The sequence below is a fragment of the Actinophytocola sp. genome (genome assembly GCF_050699915.1).
Classification (GTDB): domain Bacteria; phylum Actinomycetota; class Actinomycetes; order Mycobacteriales; family Pseudonocardiaceae; genus Actinophytocola.
In genome coordinates, this window is sequence record NZ_JBOHGA010000118.1 from 1 (window position 1) to 19,006 (window position 19,006).

At 70.5% G+C, this 19,006-nt stretch carries 18 protein-coding genes and 1 pseudogene; 18 read left to right on the plus strand and 1 reads right to left on the minus strand.

Going from position 1 to position 19,006, the window contains the following annotated elements:
* The 13 genes from ACRDSK_RS20375 to ACRDSK_RS20435 all read left to right on the plus strand — a co-directional run.
* On the plus strand, positions 1-415 hold a 415-nt coding region (locus tag ACRDSK_RS20375), incomplete at its 5' end, for an FtsB family cell division protein (protein WP_431442797.1).
* A 26-nt stretch (positions 416-441) separates the two neighbouring features.
* On the plus strand, positions 442-894 hold the full coding sequence (locus tag ACRDSK_RS20380; protein WP_431442814.1) for a DUF501 domain-containing protein: 453 nt from the start codon (positions 442-444) through the stop codon (positions 892-894).
* A gap of 201 nt (positions 895-1,095) precedes the next feature.
* Positions 1,096-2,328: a lytic transglycosylase domain-containing protein gene (locus tag ACRDSK_RS20385; RefSeq protein WP_431442798.1), complete on the plus strand. Its 1,233-nt coding sequence runs from the start codon at positions 1,096-1,098 to the stop codon at positions 2,326-2,328.
* 29 nt (positions 2,329-2,357) lie between these two features.
* Positions 2,358-3,311, plus strand: a complete 954-nt coding sequence (locus ACRDSK_RS20390; RefSeq protein WP_431442800.1) for an exopolyphosphatase — start codon at positions 2,358-2,360, stop codon at positions 3,309-3,311.
* Between the two features lie 181 nt (positions 3,312-3,492).
* Entirely contained in the window at positions 3,493-5,136 is a 1,644-nt protein-coding gene (locus tag ACRDSK_RS20395) for a peptide ABC transporter substrate-binding protein (protein ID WP_431442801.1), read from the plus strand.
* Positions 5,137-5,210: 74 nt separating this feature from the next.
* Complete coding sequence (locus ACRDSK_RS20400) at positions 5,211-6,137, plus strand: ABC transporter permease (protein ID WP_431442802.1); 927 nt, start codon at positions 5,211-5,213, stop codon at positions 6,135-6,137.
* Positions 6,130-7,113 carry an ABC transporter permease gene (locus tag ACRDSK_RS20405; protein WP_431442803.1) on the plus strand — a complete coding sequence of 328 codons (984 nt, stop codon included), beginning with the start codon at positions 6,130-6,132 and terminating at the stop codon, positions 7,111-7,113. Before ACRDSK_RS20400 ends, ACRDSK_RS20405 begins: the two co-directional genes overlap by 8 nt.
* 4 nt (positions 7,114-7,117) lie before the next feature.
* Positions 7,118-8,134, plus strand: coding sequence for an ABC transporter ATP-binding protein (locus ACRDSK_RS20410; protein ID WP_431442804.1), 1,017 nt, complete (start codon positions 7,118-7,120; stop codon positions 8,132-8,134).
* Positions 8,127-9,140 carry an ABC transporter ATP-binding protein gene (locus ACRDSK_RS20415; protein ID WP_431442805.1) on the plus strand — a complete coding sequence of 338 codons (1,014 nt, stop codon included), beginning with the start codon at positions 8,127-8,129 and terminating at the stop codon, positions 9,138-9,140. The genes ACRDSK_RS20410 and ACRDSK_RS20415 overlap by 8 nt, the downstream gene beginning before the upstream one ends.
* Before the next feature lie 92 nt (positions 9,141-9,232).
* Positions 9,233-10,894: a S8 family serine peptidase gene (locus ACRDSK_RS20420; RefSeq protein ID WP_431442815.1), complete on the plus strand. Its 1,662-nt coding sequence runs from the start codon at positions 9,233-9,235 to the stop codon at positions 10,892-10,894.
* A gap of 234 nt (positions 10,895-11,128) precedes the next feature.
* Entirely contained in the window at positions 11,129-11,968 is an 840-nt protein-coding gene (locus tag ACRDSK_RS20425) for a hypothetical protein (protein ID WP_431442806.1), read from the plus strand.
* A gap of 72 nt (positions 11,969-12,040) precedes the next feature.
* On the plus strand, positions 12,041-13,234 hold the full coding sequence (locus tag ACRDSK_RS20430; RefSeq protein WP_431442807.1) for a hypothetical protein: 1,194 nt from the start codon (positions 12,041-12,043) through the stop codon (positions 13,232-13,234).
* 104 nt (positions 13,235-13,338) lie between these two features.
* Complete coding sequence (locus ACRDSK_RS20435) at positions 13,339-13,728, plus strand: hypothetical protein (RefSeq protein ID WP_431442808.1); 390 nt, start codon at positions 13,339-13,341, stop codon at positions 13,726-13,728.
* Here ACRDSK_RS20435 and ACRDSK_RS20440 read toward each other — a convergent pair.
* Positions 13,706-15,181 carry a S10 family peptidase gene (locus ACRDSK_RS20440; protein WP_431442809.1) on the minus strand — a complete coding sequence of 492 codons (1,476 nt, stop codon included), beginning with the start codon at positions 15,179-15,181 and terminating at the stop codon, positions 13,706-13,708. The two genes, ACRDSK_RS20435 and ACRDSK_RS20440, sit on opposite strands and share 23 nt — an antisense overlap.
* Positions 15,182-15,232: 51 nt before the next feature.
* On the opposite strand from ACRDSK_RS20440, the gene ACRDSK_RS20445 reads away from it, so the two are divergent.
* The 5 genes and pseudogenes from ACRDSK_RS20445 to ACRDSK_RS20465 form a co-directional block, all read left to right on the plus strand.
* A complete protein-coding gene (locus ACRDSK_RS20445) occupies positions 15,233-15,937 on the plus strand; it encodes a uracil-DNA glycosylase (RefSeq protein ID WP_431442810.1) in 705 nt (234 codons plus the stop codon).
* Positions 15,938-16,028: 91 nt separating this feature from the next.
* Entirely contained in the window at positions 16,029-16,739 is a 711-nt protein-coding gene (locus tag ACRDSK_RS20450; protein ID WP_431442811.1) for a DUF4129 domain-containing protein, read from the plus strand.
* Positions 16,740-16,963: 224 nt separating this feature from the next.
* Positions 16,964-17,437, plus strand: coding sequence for a hypothetical protein (locus tag ACRDSK_RS20455; RefSeq protein WP_431442812.1), 474 nt, complete (start codon positions 16,964-16,966; stop codon positions 17,435-17,437).
* Positions 17,434-18,426: an AAA family ATPase gene (locus ACRDSK_RS20460; protein WP_431442813.1), complete on the plus strand. Its 993-nt coding sequence runs from the start codon at positions 17,434-17,436 to the stop codon at positions 18,424-18,426. Before ACRDSK_RS20455 ends, ACRDSK_RS20460 begins: the two co-directional genes overlap by 4 nt.
* Positions 18,423-19,006 (plus strand): annotated as a pseudogene (locus ACRDSK_RS20465) (DUF58 domain-containing protein); the annotation flags it as partial. The gene ACRDSK_RS20460 and the pseudogene ACRDSK_RS20465, both read left to right, overlap by 4 nt.

A 19,006-nucleotide genomic window follows, 5' to 3' on the forward strand; every position in this document is an offset into this window, starting at 1 on the left:
GGACCGCGACCCGGGTCGCAGCCGGACCGTCCGGGCGGCGGCCGCGTTCGGGCTGTCGACCACCCGGCGCGCGGCGGTGCTCGCGATCGTGGTGTGCGCGCTCGCGCTGTCGGTGGCCGTGCCGCTGCGCACCTACCTGTCGCAGCGCGACGAGGTGGACATCCAGGAGCAGCGGCAGGCGGACTTACGCGAGCAGGTAGAGGCGCTCGAGGACCGCAAGGCCCAGCTCGAGGACCCCGCTCAGGTCGAGGCCGAGGCCCGCCGGCGGCTGCGCTACGTGATGCCCGGCGAGACCCCGTACATGGTGGAGCTGCCCGAGAAGGCGTCGGGCCGGGGCGGCGACGGCGACAAGGCGCGCGACATGCTCGACGAGTCGTGGTACCTCTCGCTCTGGAACGCGGTGTCCGGCGAGTGAACCGCGTTTCCGACGCCGACCGGGCGATGGTCGCCGAGCAGCTCGGCCGAGCGCCGCGGGCGATCCGCGCCGTCGCGGCTCGGTGCCCGAGCGGCCATCCGGCGGTCGTGCAGACCAGCCCGCGGCTGGAGGACGGCACGCCGTTCCCCACGCTGTACTACCTGACCTGCCCGCGGCTGACGTCGTTGGTCAGCACGCTGGAGGCGAGCGGGCTGATGAAGGAGATGACCGAGCGGCTCGCCGACGACGAGGAGCTCGCGGCGGCCTACCTCGCCGCGCACCACGCCTACCTCGCCGAGCGGGACGCCATCGAGCCGCTCGGCACCGACGTCAGCGCGGGCGGGATGCCGGGCCGGGTGAAGTGCCTCCACGTCCACGTCGCGCACGCGCTTGCCGTCGGGCCTGGCGTGAACCCGTTCGGGGACGAGACATTGCTCCGTTTGGCCGACGGCTGGCCCGGGGGCGGCTGCGAATCCTAGGCACCGGATGTTCCCCCGGGAGCAACCCGGGAGACCATCGTCTACGTCCGTCAGGCAGCGACGATCGTCTTGACTCGTTGCTGACCTCTTTCTTGTGATGATGGTTCGTGAGACGGTGGCACGCGGCGTTCGCACAGCGACACTCAGCGACCTGGTACTAGGGTTGGGTGTCGCTCAGGTAGGCGAAGGGGTTCGGAAGCAGTGAAGGCGGGAAAGCACAGCAGCAGGTCTGCCGCCAAGGCGGAACGCCGCGAGAAGCGCGACAAGCGACGTAACCGGAAGGTCGTCACCGCCACTGGGACGATGTTGCTGGTCGCCGCCGCCGTCGCGGGAGAGCCGACCGGGGTGGACCCGTCCCAGGCGGTCGCCGCCGCCGCGGGCGGCGGGCTGCACGGCATGACCGATCCCGACTCGGTGAGCGCGAGCGGCGAGGTCGGCGACGACGACCGCATCGGCGACGAGGTGCTCGCCAGCGCCGGCGACATCGACCGCCTGCGTCAGATGGGCCCGACCGGCGACCTGCCGAACGGCCCGCTGATGATCCCGAGCAACATGTACGAGGCCTACACCAAGGCCGCGCTGATGCTCGCCAACGAGCTCCCCACGTGCAAGCTCCACTGGTCGCTGCTCGCCAGCATCGGCCGCATCGAGTCCAACCACGCCCGCGGCGGGCAGGCCGACGCGGCGGGGAACACCGTCCCGCAGATCCTCGGCCCGGTGCTGAACGGCGGCGGCTTCGCGGCCATCCGCGACACCGACGGCGGCCGGCTGGACGGCGACGCCCGGTGGGACCGCGCGGTCGGCTCGATGCAGTTCATCCCGTCGACCTGGAGCGGCTACGCCTCGGACGGCAACGGCGACGGCGTCTCCAGCCCGCACAACATCTACGACGCGTCGGTGGCCGCCGGCAAGTACCTGTGCTCGGGCGGCATGGACCTGTCCGACGCGCGCGACCGCGCCACCGCGGTGTTCCGCTACAACCACTCGGACAGCTACGTCCGCACGGTCCTCATCTGGGCCGACGCCTACGCCAAGGGCACCAACCCGCTGCCGTCGACCCCGGTCGACCCTGGCCAGATCGCCGCGATGCGCCCGCCGGTGAACCAGAACCCGGGCAGCGGCGTGGGCCGGCCGGGCCCGAACAACCCGCCGGTCAACCGGCCGCCGTCGGACAACACGCCGCCGCGCCCGAAGCCGCCGTCGAGCTCGACGACGACCTCGCCGACGTGTGGCACCACGACGACGACCACCACGACCACGCCGCCGTCGTCGCCGCCGAGCACGACCACGACGAACCCGTGCCAGACGTCGTCCACCCCGCCGTCGTCTTCCTCGTCGGCGTCGGAGGGCTCGTCGTCGGTGACCCCGACGTCCGCGCCGCCGTCGTCCTCGCCGGCCGGCGAGGCGGGCACCTCGGTGGTGCCCACGACCTGAGCGCGGGCCCGGCGCAATAGGCTCCGGGCATGGCGCGACTGGCTGCGATCGACTGCGGGACGAACTCCATCCGGCTGCTGGTGGCCGACGTGACCGTTGGCGGTGACGGGTCCGCGGACGTGCGCGACGTCCATCGCGAGATGCGCATCGTCCGCCTCGGCGAGGGAGTCGACGCCACCGGGCGACTGAGTGCGGAGGCACTCGAGCGCACCCGCGCCGCTCTCGCCGACTACACGGCGATCTGCCGGCGCAAGGGTGCCGAGCGGGTCCGCATGGTCGCCACCTCCGCCACTCGCGACGCGGCGAACCGCGACGAGTTCTTCGGCATGACCCGAGACGTGCTGGGCGTCGAGGCGGAGGTGATCTCCGGCGACGAGGAGGCGCGGCTGAGCTTCACCGGCGCGGTCGGCGACCTCGATCCCGACGACGGCCCGTTCGTGGTCACCGACATCGGCGGCGGCTCGACCGAGGTGGTCGTCGGTACCTGGGACGGGGTGCGCGCGGACATCGTCGGCGCGCGTTCGGTCGACATCGGCTGCGTGCGGATCACCGAGCGCTGCCTGCGGTCCGACCCGCCCACGCCGGACGAGATCGCGGCGGCGCTCGCGCTTGCCGGCGACGTGCTCGGCGAGGCGTTCGAGACCGTCCCGGTGGACAAGGCCCACACCTGGGTCGGCGTCGCCGGCACCATCACCACGCTGTCGGCGGTCGACCAGGGGCTCGACGAGTACGACTCGGAGCGCACCCACCTGTCTCGACTGTCCGATGTGGACATCGACCGGACGGCGACCCGGCTGCTCGAGGCGACGCGCGAACAGCGCGCGGCGATCGGCTCGATGCACCCCGGCCGCGTCGACGTGATCGGCGGCGGCGCGTTGATCACGCAGGTGCTGGCGCAGCGGTTCGCCGCCGCCGCGGGCATCTCGGAGCTGCTCGTGAGCGAGCACGACATTCTCGACGGCATCGTGCTTTCCCTGCTCTGACCCGAAAACGCATATTTCTCGGCACCGCGGAATATGCCGCGGGATGTGCACGCGGGACATTTTCGGGAAAGTGCGCACAATGTGCATGATCGGCACTTCTTCGTAACGGCCGCGTGCGCTGTTCTTGTCGGTTCCGCCGTTAACTTCCCTCCACATTCCTTATACGGGAGGTGACAACGGCATGCGTAGACCGCGCTGGACGGCGGCGGTGATCCCCCTTTCGGTCGCGCTCGCCGTCGCCGGCTGTGGTGGCGGCGACGGGGAAGAGGGCGGCGGCGGTGGCGATCCACAGAAGAACGAGAACACCGAGATCTCCGTGTTCGGCACCGAACCCGAACGGCCGCTCGTGCCGGGCGACACCACGGAGTCGGGCGGCACCAAGATCCTCGACGCGCTGTTCACCGGGCTGATGGACTACGACCCGGTCTCCGGCGAGCCGCGCCTGGCCAACGCGGAGTCGTTCGAGCTCACCAAGCCGAACGAGTACACCGTCAAGCTCAATAAGGGCTGGACGTTCCACGACGGCACCCCGGTGCTGGCCAAGAACTACGTCGACGCCTGGAACTACACGGCCTACAGCCCCAACGGACAGCAGCTGTCGAGCTTCTTCCAGCAGATCGAGGGCTACGACCAGGTGTACACCGCCGACCCGGACCAGGACGGCCCGCGCAAGCCGCCGACGCCGCCGGGCAAGACCATGTCCGGCCTGAAGGTCGTCGACGACTACACGTTCACCATCACCTTTACCCAGCCACACGCGGTGTTCAAGACCAAGACCGGCTACAACGCGTACATGCCGCTGCCCGACGCGTTCTTCGCCGACAAGGAGAAGTACCTGGCGCACCCGATCGGCAACGGCGGCTTCGAGTTCGTCGACCGGGTCCCCGACCAGGAGCTGCGGATCAAGCGGTACGAGGACTACCAGGGCGAGGACAAGCCCAAGATCCGCCAGGTGAAGTTCCGCTTCATGGACGCCGACGCGGCCTACGTCGAGATCAAGGGCAACCAGCTCGACTTCCTCGACACGTTGCCCCCGCAGGCGATCGCCGGCAACGTCTGGCAGAACGACCTGCCCGGCCGCGCCGACGTGGCCGAGATACTCGCGAACCAGACGATGTCGTTCCCGCTGTACGACCAGAAGTACCAAAGCAAGGACTTCCGGCACGCGATCTCGCTGGCCATCGACCGCCAGGCGGTCATCGACGCGATCTACGAGGGCAACCGCAAGCCCGCCAACGGGTACGGCGTGCCGAAGCTCCCCGGCTGGGAGGAGGGCGCCTGCGGGAAGTGGTGCGAGTACGACCCGGAGGAGGCCAAGCGGCTCTTCGACCAGTCCGGCTGGGAGGGCGGCGTCGAGATCACCAGCAACGCCGACGGCGGCCACAAGGAGTGGGTCGAGGCGGTCTGCGGGCAGATCGAGAACGCACTCGGCATCGACTGCACGTTCGCGCCGGTGCAGGAGTTCGGCGAGGTCCGCGAGGCCATCAACGCGCAGACGATGGACCAGGTCTACCGGTCCGGCTGGCTCGCCGACTACGCGCTGGTGGAGAACTTCCTCAACCCGATCTACCGCACGGGCGGCTCGTCCAATGACAACGGCTACTCCAACCCCGAGGTGGACGCCAAGCTCGAGGCGGCCGACAGCGCGCCGACCGAGGAGGAGGCGTTCGCGCTCTACCACGAGGCCGAGGAGATGATCGCCGAGGACATGCCCGCGGTGCCGCTGTGGAACACGCCGTCGATCTACGCGTGGTCCGACCGGCTCACCGGCGTGCGGATGACCCCGAAGCGCGAGCTCGACCTGTCGGTGGTCGAGGTCAAGTAACCACTCATCCGGTGCCGGCCGGCTCGCGCCTCCCGCGGGCCGGCCGGTTCCGGTGACCCGAGGGAGCGCACACCATGGGCCGCTACGTGCTTCGGCGCCTGCTCCAGCTCATTCCGGTGTTCATCGGCACCACATTTCTGATCTACCTGCTCGTGTGGACGATCCCGGGCAACCCGTTCGCCGGCATGTGCGGCGAGCGGCCCTGTCCGGACTCGTTCATCGCGATGATGACCGACAAGTACAACCTCGACGACAGCGTGTTCGTCCAGTACGCCAAGTACCTGGGCAACCTGGTGACCGGGGACTTCGGCGAGACGTTCTCCGGCCTCGACGTCGGCGAGCTGATCGCCCTGCGCTACCCGGTCTCGGTCCGGCTCGCCCTGGTCGCGGTCGCGATCGAGGCGGTCATCGGGCTCATCGCCGGCATCGTCACCGGCCTGCGCGGGCGCGGGTTCCTCGACAACCTGGTGCTGGTCTCGACGCTGTTCCTGATCGCGATCCCGACGTTCGTCACCGGCTTCGTGATCCAGATCCTGCTCGGCTTCCAGTGGGAGATCATGACCCCGACCGTCTCCTCGGAGGCGACCTGGTCCGAGCTGCTCATCCCCGGCTTCGTGCTGGGCAGCCTGTCGATGGCGTACGTGTCCCGGCTGACGCGGACCTCGATCGCGGAGAACAAGCGGTCCGACTACATCCGCACCGCGCTCGCGAAGGGCCTGCCGCAGCGCCGGATCATCTGGGTCCACCTGCTGCGCAACTCGGCGATCCCGGTGGTCACGTTCCTCGGCACCGACATCGGCGCGCTGATGGGCGGGGCCATCGTCACCGAGGGGATCTTCGGCATCAACGGCATCGGGCGCCTCGTCTACGACGGGATCCTCGCCAAGGAGGGCGTCGTGGTGACCGGCGTGGTGGTGCTGCTGGTGCTGGTGTTCCTGCTCGTCAACCTGATCATCGACCTGCTCTACGCCGTACTCGACCCGAGGATTCGCTATGACTGACCCCTCCGCCGCGGTGGCCGGCGCGACCGCGACCCAGGACGCCCAGTCCTATGTGGTGGGTGCGGAGCACGCCGCGGACTCCGCCCAGCACGCGGGCGCCAAGCCCGGCAAGCCGCGCAGCCTCGCCTCGGACGCGTGGCGGGACCTGCGCCGCCGGCCGCTGTTCATCGTCGCCGGCTCGGTGATCCTGCTGCTGGTCGTCGTCGCGGTGTTCCCGGGCCTGTTCACCTCGGCCGACCCGGACCTCAAGGACCTGGCCCACACCCGGGAGAAACCGTCCGGGCAGGCGTGGTTCGGCTACGACCTGCAGGGCCGCGACGTCTACGCGCGGGTCGTGTACGGCACCCGCTGGTCGCTGCTGGTCGGCATCGGAGCGGCCGTGCTGACCGTGCTGATCGGCAGCGTGCTCGGCATCCTCGCCGGGTACGCGGGCGGCTGGGTCGACAACCTGCTGTCCCGGATCGGCGAGGTCTTCTTCGCCCTGCCGTTCGTGCTCGGCGCGATCGTCATCCTGACGATCTTCCGCAACGCCGGGGTGAGCGGGGCGGTGCCGATCGTCGGGGTCGTGGTGCTCTCGCTCGCCGTGCTGTCCTGGCCGGTGGCCATGCGGATCATGCGTTCCGCGGCCATCTCGGCGAAGCAGCAGGACTACGTCAAGGCCGCCCGGGCGCTCGGCGCGCGGCCCTCGCGGATCCTGTACCGGCACCTGCTGCCGAACTGCCTGGCGCCGGTGCTGGTGTACGCGACGATCGCGCTCGGCGCCTTCATCGGTGCCGAGGCGACGCTGTCGTTCCTCGGTATCGGCCTGCGCGACCCGGCCGTGTCATGGGGCGTGATGATCGCCGACTCCCGCAACTTCGTCCGGGTGGCGCCGCACATGCTGCTGTTCCCGGCGAGCTTCCTGACCGTGACCGTGCTCGCCTTCGTGATGCTCGGCGACGCCGTGCGCGAGGCCCTCGACCCGAAGCTGAGGTGACCCGATGAACGACCTCTCTGACACCGGTGAGCTGCCGGAGCCGCCGCTGCTGGAAGTAGACGACCTGTTCGTGGAGTTCCACACCCGCGACGGGGTGGCCCGGGTGCTCAACGGCGTCAGCTACACCGTCGACGCGGGGGAGACGCTGGCCGTGCTCGGCGAGTCCGGGTCCGGCAAGAGCGTCACCGCGCAGGCGATCATGGGAATCCTGGACGTGCCGCCGGCCGTGGTGACCGGCGGTGAGATCCGCTACCGCGGGGAGAACCTGCTCGCGGCCGACGACGAGCGGCGTACCGAGGTGCGGGCCGAGGGCATCGCGATGATCTTCCAGGACGCGCTGTCCGCGCTGAACCCCGTGTTCACCGTCGGCTTCCAGATCGCCGAGCAGCTGCGGATCCGGCTCGGCACGTCCCGCCGGGAGGCCCGCACCAGGGCGATCGAGCTGCTCGACCTGGTGCGCATCCCGAACGCGCGGCACCGGATCCGGCAGTACCCGCACGAGTTCTCCGGCGGCATGCGCCAGCGGGCGATGATCGCGATGTCGCTGGCGCTCGACCCGGAGGTGCTGATCGCCGACGAGCCGACCACCGCGCTCGACGTCACCGTGCAGGCCCAGATCATGGACCTGCTCGCCGAGATCCAGGCCGAGCGGCGCATGGGGCTCGTCCTCATCACCCACGACCTCGGCGTCGTCGCCGAGGTGGCGGACCGCATCGCCGTCATGTACGCCGGCCGGATCGTGGAGCACGCCGACGCGGTATCGCTCTACCGGCGCCCGGGTCACCCGTACACGTCGGCGTTGATGGAATCGTTGCCTCGCCTTGACCAAAAAGGAGCAGAGCTGAACACCATCAAGGGATTGCCGCCCAGTTTGCTCAGAATTCCCATCGGATGCCCCTTCCATCCGAGGTGCTCGATGGCGCAGGATCTGTGCCGCACGGACGTACCGGCGGGCCACCGGCTCGGATTCGGGCGGACGAGCGCCTGTCATTTTGCGGAGGAGCTGGTGCGCGGTGTCTGAGTCGCATGCCGGCGAGCCCGTCCTCGAAGTCCGTGACCTGGTCAAACACTTCCCGGTGCGGGTCGGCGTCCTGTTCAAGCACACGATCGGCCACGTCCGCGCGGTCGACGGGGTGTCCTTCGACCTGTACCGCGGCGAGACGCTCGGCGTGGTCGGCGAGTCCGGCTGCGGCAAGTCCACGCTGGCCCAGGTGCTGATGCGGCTCATGCCGCCGACCAGCGGCACCGCCCGCTTCGAGGGCCGCGACATCTTCGCGATGCGTGGCGCGGAGCTGCGCCGGCTGCGGCGCAGCATCCAGATCGTGCTGCAGGATCCGTACACGTCGCTGAACCCGCGGATGACGGTCGGCGACATCGTCGGCGAGCCGTTCGAAATTCACTCGGAAGTCGCACCGAAAGGTTCACGTTCGGCGAAGGTGCGCGAGCTGCTGGACGTGGTCGGGCTCAATCCCGAGCACATCAACCGCTACCCGCACCAGTTCTCCGGCGGACAGCGCCAGCGCATCGGCATCGCCCGCGCGCTCGCGCTGCGGCCGAAGGTGATCGTGTGCGACGAGCCGGTGTCCGCGCTCGACGTGTCCATCCAGGCCCAGGTGATGAACCTGCTGGGCGAGCTGCAGTCCGAGTTCGGGCTGTCCTATGTGTTCATCGCGCACGACCTGTCCGTGGTGCGCCACCTGTCCGATCGGGTGGCCGTCATGTATCTCGGCAAGATCGTCGAGGTGGGCACCGAGGAGGAGATCTACTCTCGACCCACGCATCCCTACACCCAGGCGTTGCTCTCCGCGGTCCCGGTGGCCGATCCCACCGTCCGCGGCCGGCGACAGGTGATCCGCCTGGAGGGTGACGTGCCGAGCCCGGTCGATCCACCGTCCGGGTGTCGGTTTCGCACCAGATGTTGGCTGGCGCAGGAGATCTGTGCCGAATCCGAACCGGAGCTGGCGACGCGCGGTGGGGGGCATCCCAGCGCGTGCCACTTCGCTGAGGAAAGATCAGTCGTGCCCTAACAAGGGGCAGTCGGGGCGGTAGTTCGAAATAGGAGGAATGCGTGAAACGCAAGACAGTGCTGGCACTGCTGGCCGTACCGGTGTTCGCCGGGATGACGGTCCTTGCCATGCCGAACGCCGTCGCGCAGCCGGAGCTCTCCGGCAAGACGGTCGAGTACAGCGTGCTCGCCCGGGATGGGGTAGCGGTCGCGAAGGCGGAGGCCGCAGTCAAGGCGGCTGGGGGCAAGGTAGAGCGCAGCAACGCGGCCGTCGGCCTGGTCACCGCGTCCGCTCCCGAGAACGGCTTCACGCAGCGCCTGGCGGCGTCGCCGGACGTGCTGCTCACCAGCAAGGTGCGGGTCGTCGGCGAGTCGCCGGACCGCCGCGCGGACAAGCGCGTCGCGAAGGAGAACAGCGAGCACGGCAAGTCGCGTGGGAGCAACCCGCGCGCCGCGGTCGGGATGGACCCGCTCGACGGCCAGCTCTGGGGCCTGTCGATGGTGCGGTCGAACCTGTCGCGGACCGTGCAGCCCGGTGACAAGCGCGTCAAGGTCGGCGTGCTCGACACCGGCGTGGACGGCAACCACCCCGACATCAAGCCGAACTTCGACGCGAAGCTGTCGCGCAACTTCACCCACGACATCCCGACCGACGAGCTCGGCCAGGTCGTCGACGGTCCGTGTGAGTTCCGCGGCTGTGTCGACCCGGCGAACTGGGACGACGGCGGGCACGGCACGCACGTGGCCGGCACCATCGCCGCGGCCGCCAACGGCTTCGGCGTCTCCGGCGTCGCGCCGAAGGTGTCGCTGGTGAACATCCGCGGTGGCCAGGACTCCGGCTTCTTCTTCCTGCAGCCGGTCGTCGACGCGATCACCTACTCCGGTGACGCCGGCCTCGACGTGGTCAACATGTCGTTCTTCGTGGACCCGTGGCTGTACAACTGCCAGAACAACCCGGCCGACTCCCCCGAGGAGCAGGCCCAGCAGCGCACGATCGTCACCGCGATGACCCGCGCGCTGAACTACGCGCACCGCAAGGGTGTCACCAACGTCGTCGCGCTGGGCAACCAGCACGAGGACAACGGCAACCCGCAGCCCGACTCGACCAGCCCGGACTTCCCGGTCGGCACCTCGAAGACGCGGACGATCGACAACGCGACGTGCAAGTCCCTGCCGATCGAGGGCCCGCACACCATCGGCGTGTCGGCGCTCGGCCCGTCGGGCGGCAAGGCCGACTACTCGAGCTACGGCCTCGAGCAGATCTCGGTGTCCGCGCCGGGTGGCTACTTCCGCGACTACTTCGGCACGCCGCTGTTCCGCACCAACGAGAACCTGATCCTCTCGACGTACCCGCGCAACGTGGGCGTCGCCGAGGGGACCATCGACGCCGACGGCAACGTCACGCCGGACGGCGAGGCGCTCGGGGTGCAGAGGGCCTGCAAGGCCAACGGTGAGTGCGGGTACTACCAGTTCCTGCAGGGCACCTCGATGGCCTCGCCGCACGCGGCGGGCGTGTCCTCGCTGATCGTCAGCGAGTACGGCAAGTACAGCGGCAACAACGCGTCGATGGACCCGGACAAGGTCCAGCGCGTGCTCGAGAACACCGCGTTCGCGACTCCGTGCCCGGAGCCGCGCACGGTCGACTACCTCGACGAGGGTCGCGACGACACCTTCACCGCGACCTGTGAGGGTGGCCAGCAGTTCAACGGCTTCTACGGCAACGGCATCGTGGACGCCTGGGCAGCGGTCACCCAGGGGCGTAGCTTCCTGAGGTAACCCACTGGAAGAAAGAAACGCCCCGGGCCTCGGCCCGGGGCGTTTCGTTTGTGCACACTGTGGACGGACCATGTGGACAGTCGACGGCGCGCTCGGAGCAGCGCCGGTGGGCAGTCGGCGGATGGGATTCCGACGATCGGCGGGTAGCTATCGAACCCGGACACAACGGAATATGGTGACTTATCGTGATGAGTACGCGACGCGCGATGACCACCGGGCCCTGGAGGTTCGCCGATGCCCCGCACCATGTACGACTCGGTGACGCCGAGCGCCATCCCGAGGTCGGCCAGGATGGTCGCCGGCTACCTGCCGCCGAGCCGATATGCCTGGTCGGCCGGCGAGTGGGCGATGTTCCCGCAGGCGCGCAAGGTGCGCATCGCGATCTTCGCGCGCGTCAACGACGGGCACGTGCTCGACGTCGAGCCGGGTGACGCCACGCCGGCGCAGGCACCCGGCTGGGTCGTCATGCGCCGCCGCGCCGGGGTGGACCCGAGCGTCTACTGCAACGCCAGCACGTGGCCGACGGTGCGCAGGGAGTTCCAGCGGCGGGGGATTCGCGAGCCGCACTACTGGATCGCCAAGTACGACAACGTGGCCCGGCTCATCCCAGGCGCCGTCGCCAAGCAGTACGCGGACCCGCCGACCCACGGCCGGGGCCACTTCGACCTGTCGATCGTCGCCGACCACTGGCCCGGCGTAGACCCGAAGGAGGACGTGATGACACCCCATCAGTACCGGGTACTCGTCGAGACGCAGAGGCGCGTGTCCCGAACGTACGCGGTCGTGGTCGAGAACCAGCGCCGCATCACGGCGGGGCAGGCCGCGCTGCTCGCCGCGATCAACGCCGACGACACCAGCCCGGAGGCGATGACGCGGATCATCGACGACTCGTGCGCCGAGCACATGCCCACGGCGGACGAGGTCGTCGCGGCGCAGCGTATGCTCCTCGCCGACGTGGTGCGCGAGGTCGTGTCCGAGGACCAGGCCGAGCTGATCGTCGCCAAGCTCAACGAGAAGCTCGGCGAGATCAGCACGGACGAGGACGCCGCCGTCGCCGAGGTCTCCGAGGGCTGATCGAAACGCTTGGCCCCTAACGACTTCATTTGGCTCCGCGATCGAATGTGCAAGTCGCACAAGGGAGTTCTGATGGACGAGTCGTACGAGGTCGTCCCGCTGCCGGCGCGCATCACCGGCCTGGTCGGCGACCGGTTGACCGTGCCCACCCACGTGACGCCCGCCGGCGGGCAGACGACACATCCCAGCGTGCTGTTCTTCCCCGACGGGTGGCACGGGTTCGAGTACTGGATGGCGCACACGCCCTACCCGGCGGGCAACGACGACCACGAGGACCCGAACATCGTGGTGAGCCACGACGGGATCACGTGGGTGGTGCCGCCGGGCCTGACCAACCCGATCGACGACCAGTCGGGCCAGCCCGCCTACAACTCCGACGTGGACCTCAAGCTCGGTCCCGGCGATGTGCTCTACCTGTTCTGGCGCACGTTCGACCCGAACGCGGTCGGCGGCGAGGAGCAGCTGTACTACTCGACCAGCGTGGACGGGGTCACCTGGGCCCCGAAGATCCGCTACTACCAGGCGAACATGGCCACGCTGCGGATGGTGTCGCCGACCCTGGTCCTCGATGACGATCACTGGGTGCTGTGGGCGGTCGACGCGGTCCCGTCGCCGAACCGGGTGGTGCGCCTGGTGAGCGCGACGCTCGACCCGGCCGGCGCGTGGACGGCCCCGGCGACGGTGTCGGTGGGCACTATGCAGCCCGGCAAGGAGCCGTGGCACCTGTACGTCACCCGCCAGGCCGGCCGGTACGTCGGACTGCTGAACGACTGCACCACTGGCTCCAGCGGCGCGGCGGGCGACCTGCTGTTCCTGTCGTCGGTGACCGGGACGAGCTTCGCGAACTCCGGCAAGACGGTGATCCCCCGGGTTCGGGCGGGCGAGCACGACCAGCTGTACCGAGCCGCGCTGGTGCCGGCGTACGAGGAGGGCGTGCTGGGCTTTCGTGTGTGGTACGCGGGCTGGCGCACGACCGGCCCGGTGTGGAACGTGTACCGCACGTGGATCGGCCCGCAGTCCCCGGCGGCCGGCGAGCTGCACCCACCGGCGTCGATCGCCCCGGGCGGGTTCGCCGCGATCCCGGTGACCTTCCCGGCGGGGACGTTCACCACGCCGCCCCACGTGGACGTGAGCACCGACAGCACCCGCCTCACGCTGGGGTCGCGAAACATCACGGCCACGGGGTTCGAGCTGTTGGCATCGAACTGGACCACAGCCGCGGTGAGCACCGCGGCCTGGCTCTACTGGGGCGCCACACCCCGCTGACCGCACCGGCGTAACCCGCACGGGTGAGAGGGCCTAACGCGCGCTCGGCGAACGCGACCTCATGGTGCAGCCCACAGGCGAATCAGCCGAGAAGGGAAGCCATCATGACGATGATCCGCAAGTACGCGAAGGCGATCGGCGCGGTGGCGATCACCGTGTTGTCGTTCATCTCCTCGGTTCTCACCGGCGGGATCACCCCGCAGGAGTGGGTGTTGGTGGCAGGGACGTTCGTGTCCGCGGTCGGCGTTGCCGTCGTGCCGGAGCTGCCGACCGGCGTCGGCGCCTGGGCCAAGACGATCGTCGCGGCGCTCGGCGGCGGGCTGACGGTGCTCGCCACCGCGGTCCTCGGCGGCCTGACGACCCAGGAGGTCATCCAGGTCGTCGTGGCGGCGCTCGCGCAGATCGGCGTGGTCGCCGTCGTGACGAACCAAGGTGACTACAAGGAGCTCGCGGCCGCCCAGAGCGTCGGCGTCAGCGGTTCGACGCCGACGTGACGAAATCGGCCAGATCCTTCGACTGTCGCACCCGCGACGGCTCGTGCACGTACATCATGTGGCCCGCCTCGTAGTACGCCGTCGAGATGTTCGCGCGCAGCTCCTCGGGGATGTTCAGGTGCGCCAGCACGTGCTCCGAGGCGAAGTACGGCGTCGCGCCGTCGAGGTAGCCCGACGCCACGTGCACCTTCAGGTGCGGGTTCGCGCGCATCGCGCTCGCGAGCTTGTCCGTGACCGTCACGTGGGCGTTCTCGAACTCCTTGTACGACCACTGCGTGTTGACCCCGACGCTGAGCACCTCGTACGGCAGGTCGTTCGGGTAGTCCAGCTCGGCTAGCAGGTAATGGTTCAGCGCCGCGGTGTACGCGCCGGAGATCGCGGTGAACGACGGGTCCTCGTCCATGTGCTCGCGGCCGTAGTCGGTCGTCCAGCCGGTGAACCGCGAGTCCAGCCGGCCGATCACCAACCGCTTGTCGCGCAACAGTTCCGTGAAGAACCGGACGTGCTCGACCCGCAGGTCCACCCGGTCCACGTAGTCCTCCGACAGCCCGGTGAGCGCCGCGAGCCGGGCCACCGCGGCCGAGCGCTCGTCGGCGGTGAGCCGGTCGCCCCGCGCCAGCGCCCACGGGAAGTCGCGCGCGGCGAACTCCTCGGCCTCGGCCAGCACCTCGGCGCGCGGCCGGTCGCCGTGCAGCCCGTGGTAGTGCCCGATCGCCGCGTAGGTCGGCAGGAACAGCGAGTAGGGCAGATCGTTGCCGACGTTGAAGTCCAGCGTCGCGAAGTCGAGCACGGCCGAGATCAGAATCAACCCGTTGAGGTACATGCCGTACCGGGTCTGCAGGTGGTGCGCGAGCCCGCCGGCGCGCGTGGTCCCGTATGACTCGCCGGCGAGGAACTTCGGCGACATCCACCGGCCGTTGCGCGAGGTCCACAGCCGGATCACCTCGCCGACGGACTCGATGTCGCCCTGGAAGCCGTGGTACTCGCCGGGCTTCTCGCCCTTCACGGCCCGCGAGTAGCCGGTGGACACCGGGTCGATGAACACGAGGTCGCTGTGCGCGAGCAGGGTCTCGGCGTTGTCGACGAGCTCGTAGGGCGGCGGCGTGAGCTCCCCGACGTCACCCGAGACGACGCGGCGCGGACCGAGCAGGCCGAGGTGCAGCCACACGCTGGAGGAGCCCGGCCCGCCATTGAACGCGAACGTCACCGGGCGCTTCGTCGGGTCGGCACCGTCCAGTGTGTACGCGGTGAGGAAGACCTCGGCCTTGGGCACGTGCCCGTCGAACGTGCCGTCGGTGATGATCTCCTTGCGCAGCACGATCCGGCCGGTTGTCGCGGTGTAGTTCAGCTTGCGACGGCGGACCGTGATCGAGTGCGGGCTGGTGACGAGGTCGTCGGTCGGCTCCGCCGGCTTCTCCTCGGTGGACTTCTTCTCGGACGCCTCGTCGGTCATGATCGGAACCCTACGTGGTGGGTTCGGCGGGGCGCCAAGCACAATTCCCACGTGTCCGACCTCGCCTCGCTGGACCTGCGGGTGACCGAGTGCCGTGCGTGCCCGCGGCTGGTCGCCTGGCGGGAGGAGGTGGCCCGGGTCAAGCGGGCCGCCTTCGCCGACCAGACCTACTGGGGCCGCCCGGTGCCCGGCTTCGGGCCGGCGGACGCGCCGCTCGCGATCGTCGGCCTGGCCCCGGCCGCGCACGGCGCCAACCGCACGGGCCGCATGTTCACCGGCGACCGCTCGGGGGACGTGCTCTACGCCGCCCTGCACGCGGTGGGCCTGGCCTCGCAGCCGACGTCCACCCACGCCGGCGACGGCCTGGAGCTCTACGGCGTGCGGATCACCGCACCGGTGCGCTGCGCCCCGCCGGCCAACAAGCCGACCCCGGCCGAGCGGGACAACTGCCGCCCGTGGCTCGCGGAGGAGCTGTCGCTGCTGCCGGTGCGCGCGATCGTCGTGCTGGGGGCGTTCGGCTGGCAGGCGCTGCTGCCGGTGCTGGCGGCGGCCGGCTGGTCGGTGCCGACCCCGCGCCCCCGCTTCGGTCACGGCGTGGAGGTCACGCTCGAGGGGCGGCATCAACCGGACCGTCCGCTGCACCTGCTGGGCTGTTACCACGTGAGCCAGCAGAACACCTTCACCGGCAAGCTGACCCCGGCGATGGTCGAGACGGTCCTGAGCCGCGCCAAGGAGCTGGCCGGCCTCGGATCTTGAGCGCACATCTCGCGCACAGGCGGCCGTGTCGACAGATATCGACTGGATAAAGAACCTTCACTTCCGTGATCCGTGCGGCATGCTGCCAGGGATGAGGAGCACCCGAGTTGCCGCACTGTGCGCGGTCGCGGCGTTGCTCCTGTTCGCGGTGTTGTCCGCGCGGGGGAAGTCGGCGGTGCCGGGCAGCCTGCGGGACGTGCCGCTCGAACGGGGGACCGGCGGCGGCACCACCTCCGGCGGCGTCACGCCCGACGAGAACGCGTTCAAGGTCGACATCGTCGACGAGCTCGAGCTGGTCCAGAAGTCCTTCCTCATCGTCGCGATGGTGTTGCTGCTCGTCGCGATCTCGCTGATCATCCAGCGCTGGCAGCGAATCCGCCGGCTGCCCCGGCTGGGCGTCGGCGTGCAGGAGGCCGAGGACGAGATCGGCGCGCTCGAGTCCACCATCCAGATGCGCCTGCGCCGCGCGGCGCAGCAGGCTCGCGCCGAGCTCGCCGGCCGCCAAGGCGGCCCGCCGGGTGACGCGGTCGTCGCCGCGTGGTTGCGGCTCGAGGAGGCCGCCGCGCAGGGCGGCGCCGGCCGCGAGCCGCACCAGACCGCGACCGAGTTCACCGCCGCCCTGCTCGCCCGGCACACCATGAGCGAGCCGGCCCTGGACGAGCTGCGCGAGCTCTACCAGCGCGCCCGCTTCGGCCCGCCAGGCCAGGTCGGCGAGGCCGACGCGGCCGCCGCACTCGCCGCCCTGGACCGGATCCTGTTCGCGCTCGCCCCGCGGGCCGGCGCCGAGACCGCGGACGCATGAGCGAGCTTGCGAGTGAATCGATGTCACAGGGCGACCGCGAGCGGCGGCACGGAGCTTGCGAGGGGGCGTCGTGAGCGGTGCTTGCGGAGCGAACCATCAGACACAGGGCGACCGCGAGCGGCGGCACCGAGCCTGCGAGGGGGCGTCGTGAGCGGAGCTTGCGGAGCGAACCATCAGACACAGGGCGACCGCGAGCGGCGGCACCGAGCCTGCGAGGGGGCGTCGTGAGCGCGCTCCGCGCCGCCGCGCTGGCCGTCCTCACCGCCGTCGTGGTCGGTGTGACGGCGACCTACGCCGTTGACGTGCCCTTCTGGTGGGCCGTGCTCGTCTCGATCCCACCGGCCGCCGCCGTGCTGGTCACCGCCATGTTCGTGGGCACTTTCGACCAGGACTGGACGCCCGAGCCGGATCTGCCCGCGGCCAGCGTCTGCCTGCACGCGAGCTCGCTCGCCGACCGGCTCGGCCAGGCCGCCACCGACCCCTACCGGTTCACCTCGCGCGTCCAGCCGCGGCTGCGCCGGCTCGCGCTCACCACCCTGCGCCGCGACCCCGAGACCGCCGACATCGAGGACCTGCACGACCCGCGGGCCCGCGAGCGACTCGGCGACGACCTGCACGGACTGCTCACCGCGTCCGGCGCCCGCCTGCCCAAGCCCGATGAGTTCGCCGCCATGCTGCGGCGCCTGGAGGAACCATGAGCTCACCGTCCACAGTGGACCAGCCGCTGACCCCGGACGCCATCCGGCAGGACACCGCCGCCGTGCTCGACTCGGTCGCCACCGCGGTCGTCGGCCGGCAGCGGTCGGTCCGGCTGGCGCTGGCCGCCGTGCTCGCCGGCGGGCACGTGCTGTTCGAGGACGTCCCCGGGCTCGGCAAGACGCTGCTGGCCCGCTCGCTCGCTCAGGCGCTGGGCCTGGAGTTCCGCCGCGTGCAGTGCACCCCGGACCTGCAGCCGGCCGACATCACCGGCTCGTTCATCTACGACCCCGGCGAGCGCGACTTCGGCTTCCGCCAGGGTCCGGTGTTCGCCGGTCTGCTGCTCGCCGACGAGATCAACCGCACGCCGCCGAAGACGCAGGCCGCGATGCTCGAGGCGATGCAGGAGCGCCAGGTCACCGTCGAGGGCCGCACCTTCCCGCTGCCTCGGCCGTTCCACGTGCTGGCCACCGCGAACCCGATCGAGTACGAGGGCACCTACCCGTTGCCCGAGGCCCAGCTCGACCGCTTCCTGCTCCGCCTCGACATCGGCTACCCGCCGCCCGAGGAGGAGGCCGAGGTGCTGCGCCGCCGCGTCGCCCGCCGCCAGGAGGAGGTCGTGCTCGACCCGGTGATCGACGCGTCGCGGCTCGCCGCGCTGCAGGCCGGCCTGGAGCGGGTCGACGTCGACGAGGACGTGCTGCGCTACTGCGTGGATCTCGCCAACGCCACCCGCGGCCACCGGTCGGTCGAGATCGGCGCCTCGCCGCGCGGCTCGCAGGCGCTGCTGCTGGTCTCGCGGGCCCTCGCGGTGCTCGCCGGGCGCGACTACGTGCTGCCCGAGGACGTGAAGGAGTGCGCCGTGCCGGCCCTCGCACACCGGCTCACCATGCGCGCGGAGACGTGGAGCTCGGGCGTGACCGGCGAGCAGGTGGTGGCCGAGCTGCTCGGCGCGGTGCCCGGTCCCGCGAGCACCCGCTCACGGCGGTGAGCACTCCCGAGCAGGCCGGGTCGGACCTCACGAGCGCGAGATCCGGGCTGGGCCACCGGGCGCGGCGCTGGTTCCTGGGCCGCCGGGCGGTGCGGACGATGGGCTGGCGGCGCACCGACGCGCTGACCCGGGCCGTGGCGTGCGGTGTCGGGCTGGCCGTCGCGGGTGTGGTGCTGCACCGGCTGGAGCTGCTGCTCGTCGGCGCGCCGCTGCTGGTCAGCGCGTTGCTGGTGACGCCGCCGCGCGGCCGGCCGAAGGTGCACGCGGTGCAGCTCGCGGACAACGTGGAGGCCGGGCGCGCCAACGACGTGACCGTGTCGATGGAGCCCGGCGAGGGCGCCGCGTTCGCGGCGGTGCGGATGCCGGTGCCGTCCCGGTCCGGCGTCGGGCCGGTGCACCTGCTGCCCGCGGTGCGCGGCCGGCTACACGCGAAGATCAGCTGGAGCGCCTGGGGCCAGGCCGACTACCTGCGCCCGGACTACCTGTTCGCCGGCCACGACGGGCTGTACGTGCTGGGCCCGGTCGTCGGGCGCACCGCGAGCCACACGGTCCTGCCACCGATCGAGCCGCTGCCAGCGGG

Excerpts from the sequence above, each read along its gene's own strand:
- ACRDSK_RS20380 (WP_431442814.1), top strand. The coding sequence starts at position 442 with ATGGTCGCCGAGCAGCTCGGCCGAGCGCCGCGGGCGATCCGCGCCGTC.
- ACRDSK_RS20390 (WP_431442800.1), top strand. The coding sequence starts at position 2,358 with ATGGCGCGACTGGCTGCGATCGACTGCGGGACGAACTCCATCCGGCTG.
- ACRDSK_RS20395 (WP_431442801.1), top strand. The coding sequence starts at position 3,493 with ATGCGTAGACCGCGCTGGACGGCGGCGGTGATCCCCCTTTCGGTCGCG.
- ACRDSK_RS20400 (WP_431442802.1), top strand. The coding sequence starts at position 5,211 with ATGGGCCGCTACGTGCTTCGGCGCCTGCTCCAGCTCATTCCGGTGTTC.
- ACRDSK_RS20405 (WP_431442803.1), top strand. The coding sequence starts at position 6,130 with ATGACTGACCCCTCCGCCGCGGTGGCCGGCGCGACCGCGACCCAGGAC.
- ACRDSK_RS20410 (WP_431442804.1), top strand. The coding sequence starts at position 7,118 with ATGAACGACCTCTCTGACACCGGTGAGCTGCCGGAGCCGCCGCTGCTG.
- ACRDSK_RS20420 (WP_431442815.1), top strand. The coding sequence starts at position 9,233 with ATGACGGTCCTTGCCATGCCGAACGCCGTCGCGCAGCCGGAGCTCTCC.
- ACRDSK_RS20425 (WP_431442806.1), top strand. The coding sequence starts at position 11,129 with ATGCCCCGCACCATGTACGACTCGGTGACGCCGAGCGCCATCCCGAGG.
- ACRDSK_RS20430 (WP_431442807.1), top strand. The coding sequence starts at position 12,041 with ATGGACGAGTCGTACGAGGTCGTCCCGCTGCCGGCGCGCATCACCGGC.
- ACRDSK_RS20435 (WP_431442808.1), top strand. The coding sequence starts at position 13,339 with ATGACGATGATCCGCAAGTACGCGAAGGCGATCGGCGCGGTGGCGATC.
- ACRDSK_RS20440 (WP_431442809.1), bottom strand. The coding sequence starts at position 15,181 with ATGACCGACGAGGCGTCCGAGAAGAAGTCCACCGAGGAGAAGCCGGCG.
- ACRDSK_RS20450 (WP_431442811.1), top strand. The coding sequence starts at position 16,029 with ATGAGGAGCACCCGAGTTGCCGCACTGTGCGCGGTCGCGGCGTTGCTC.
- ACRDSK_RS20460 (WP_431442813.1), top strand. The coding sequence starts at position 17,434 with ATGAGCTCACCGTCCACAGTGGACCAGCCGCTGACCCCGGACGCCATC.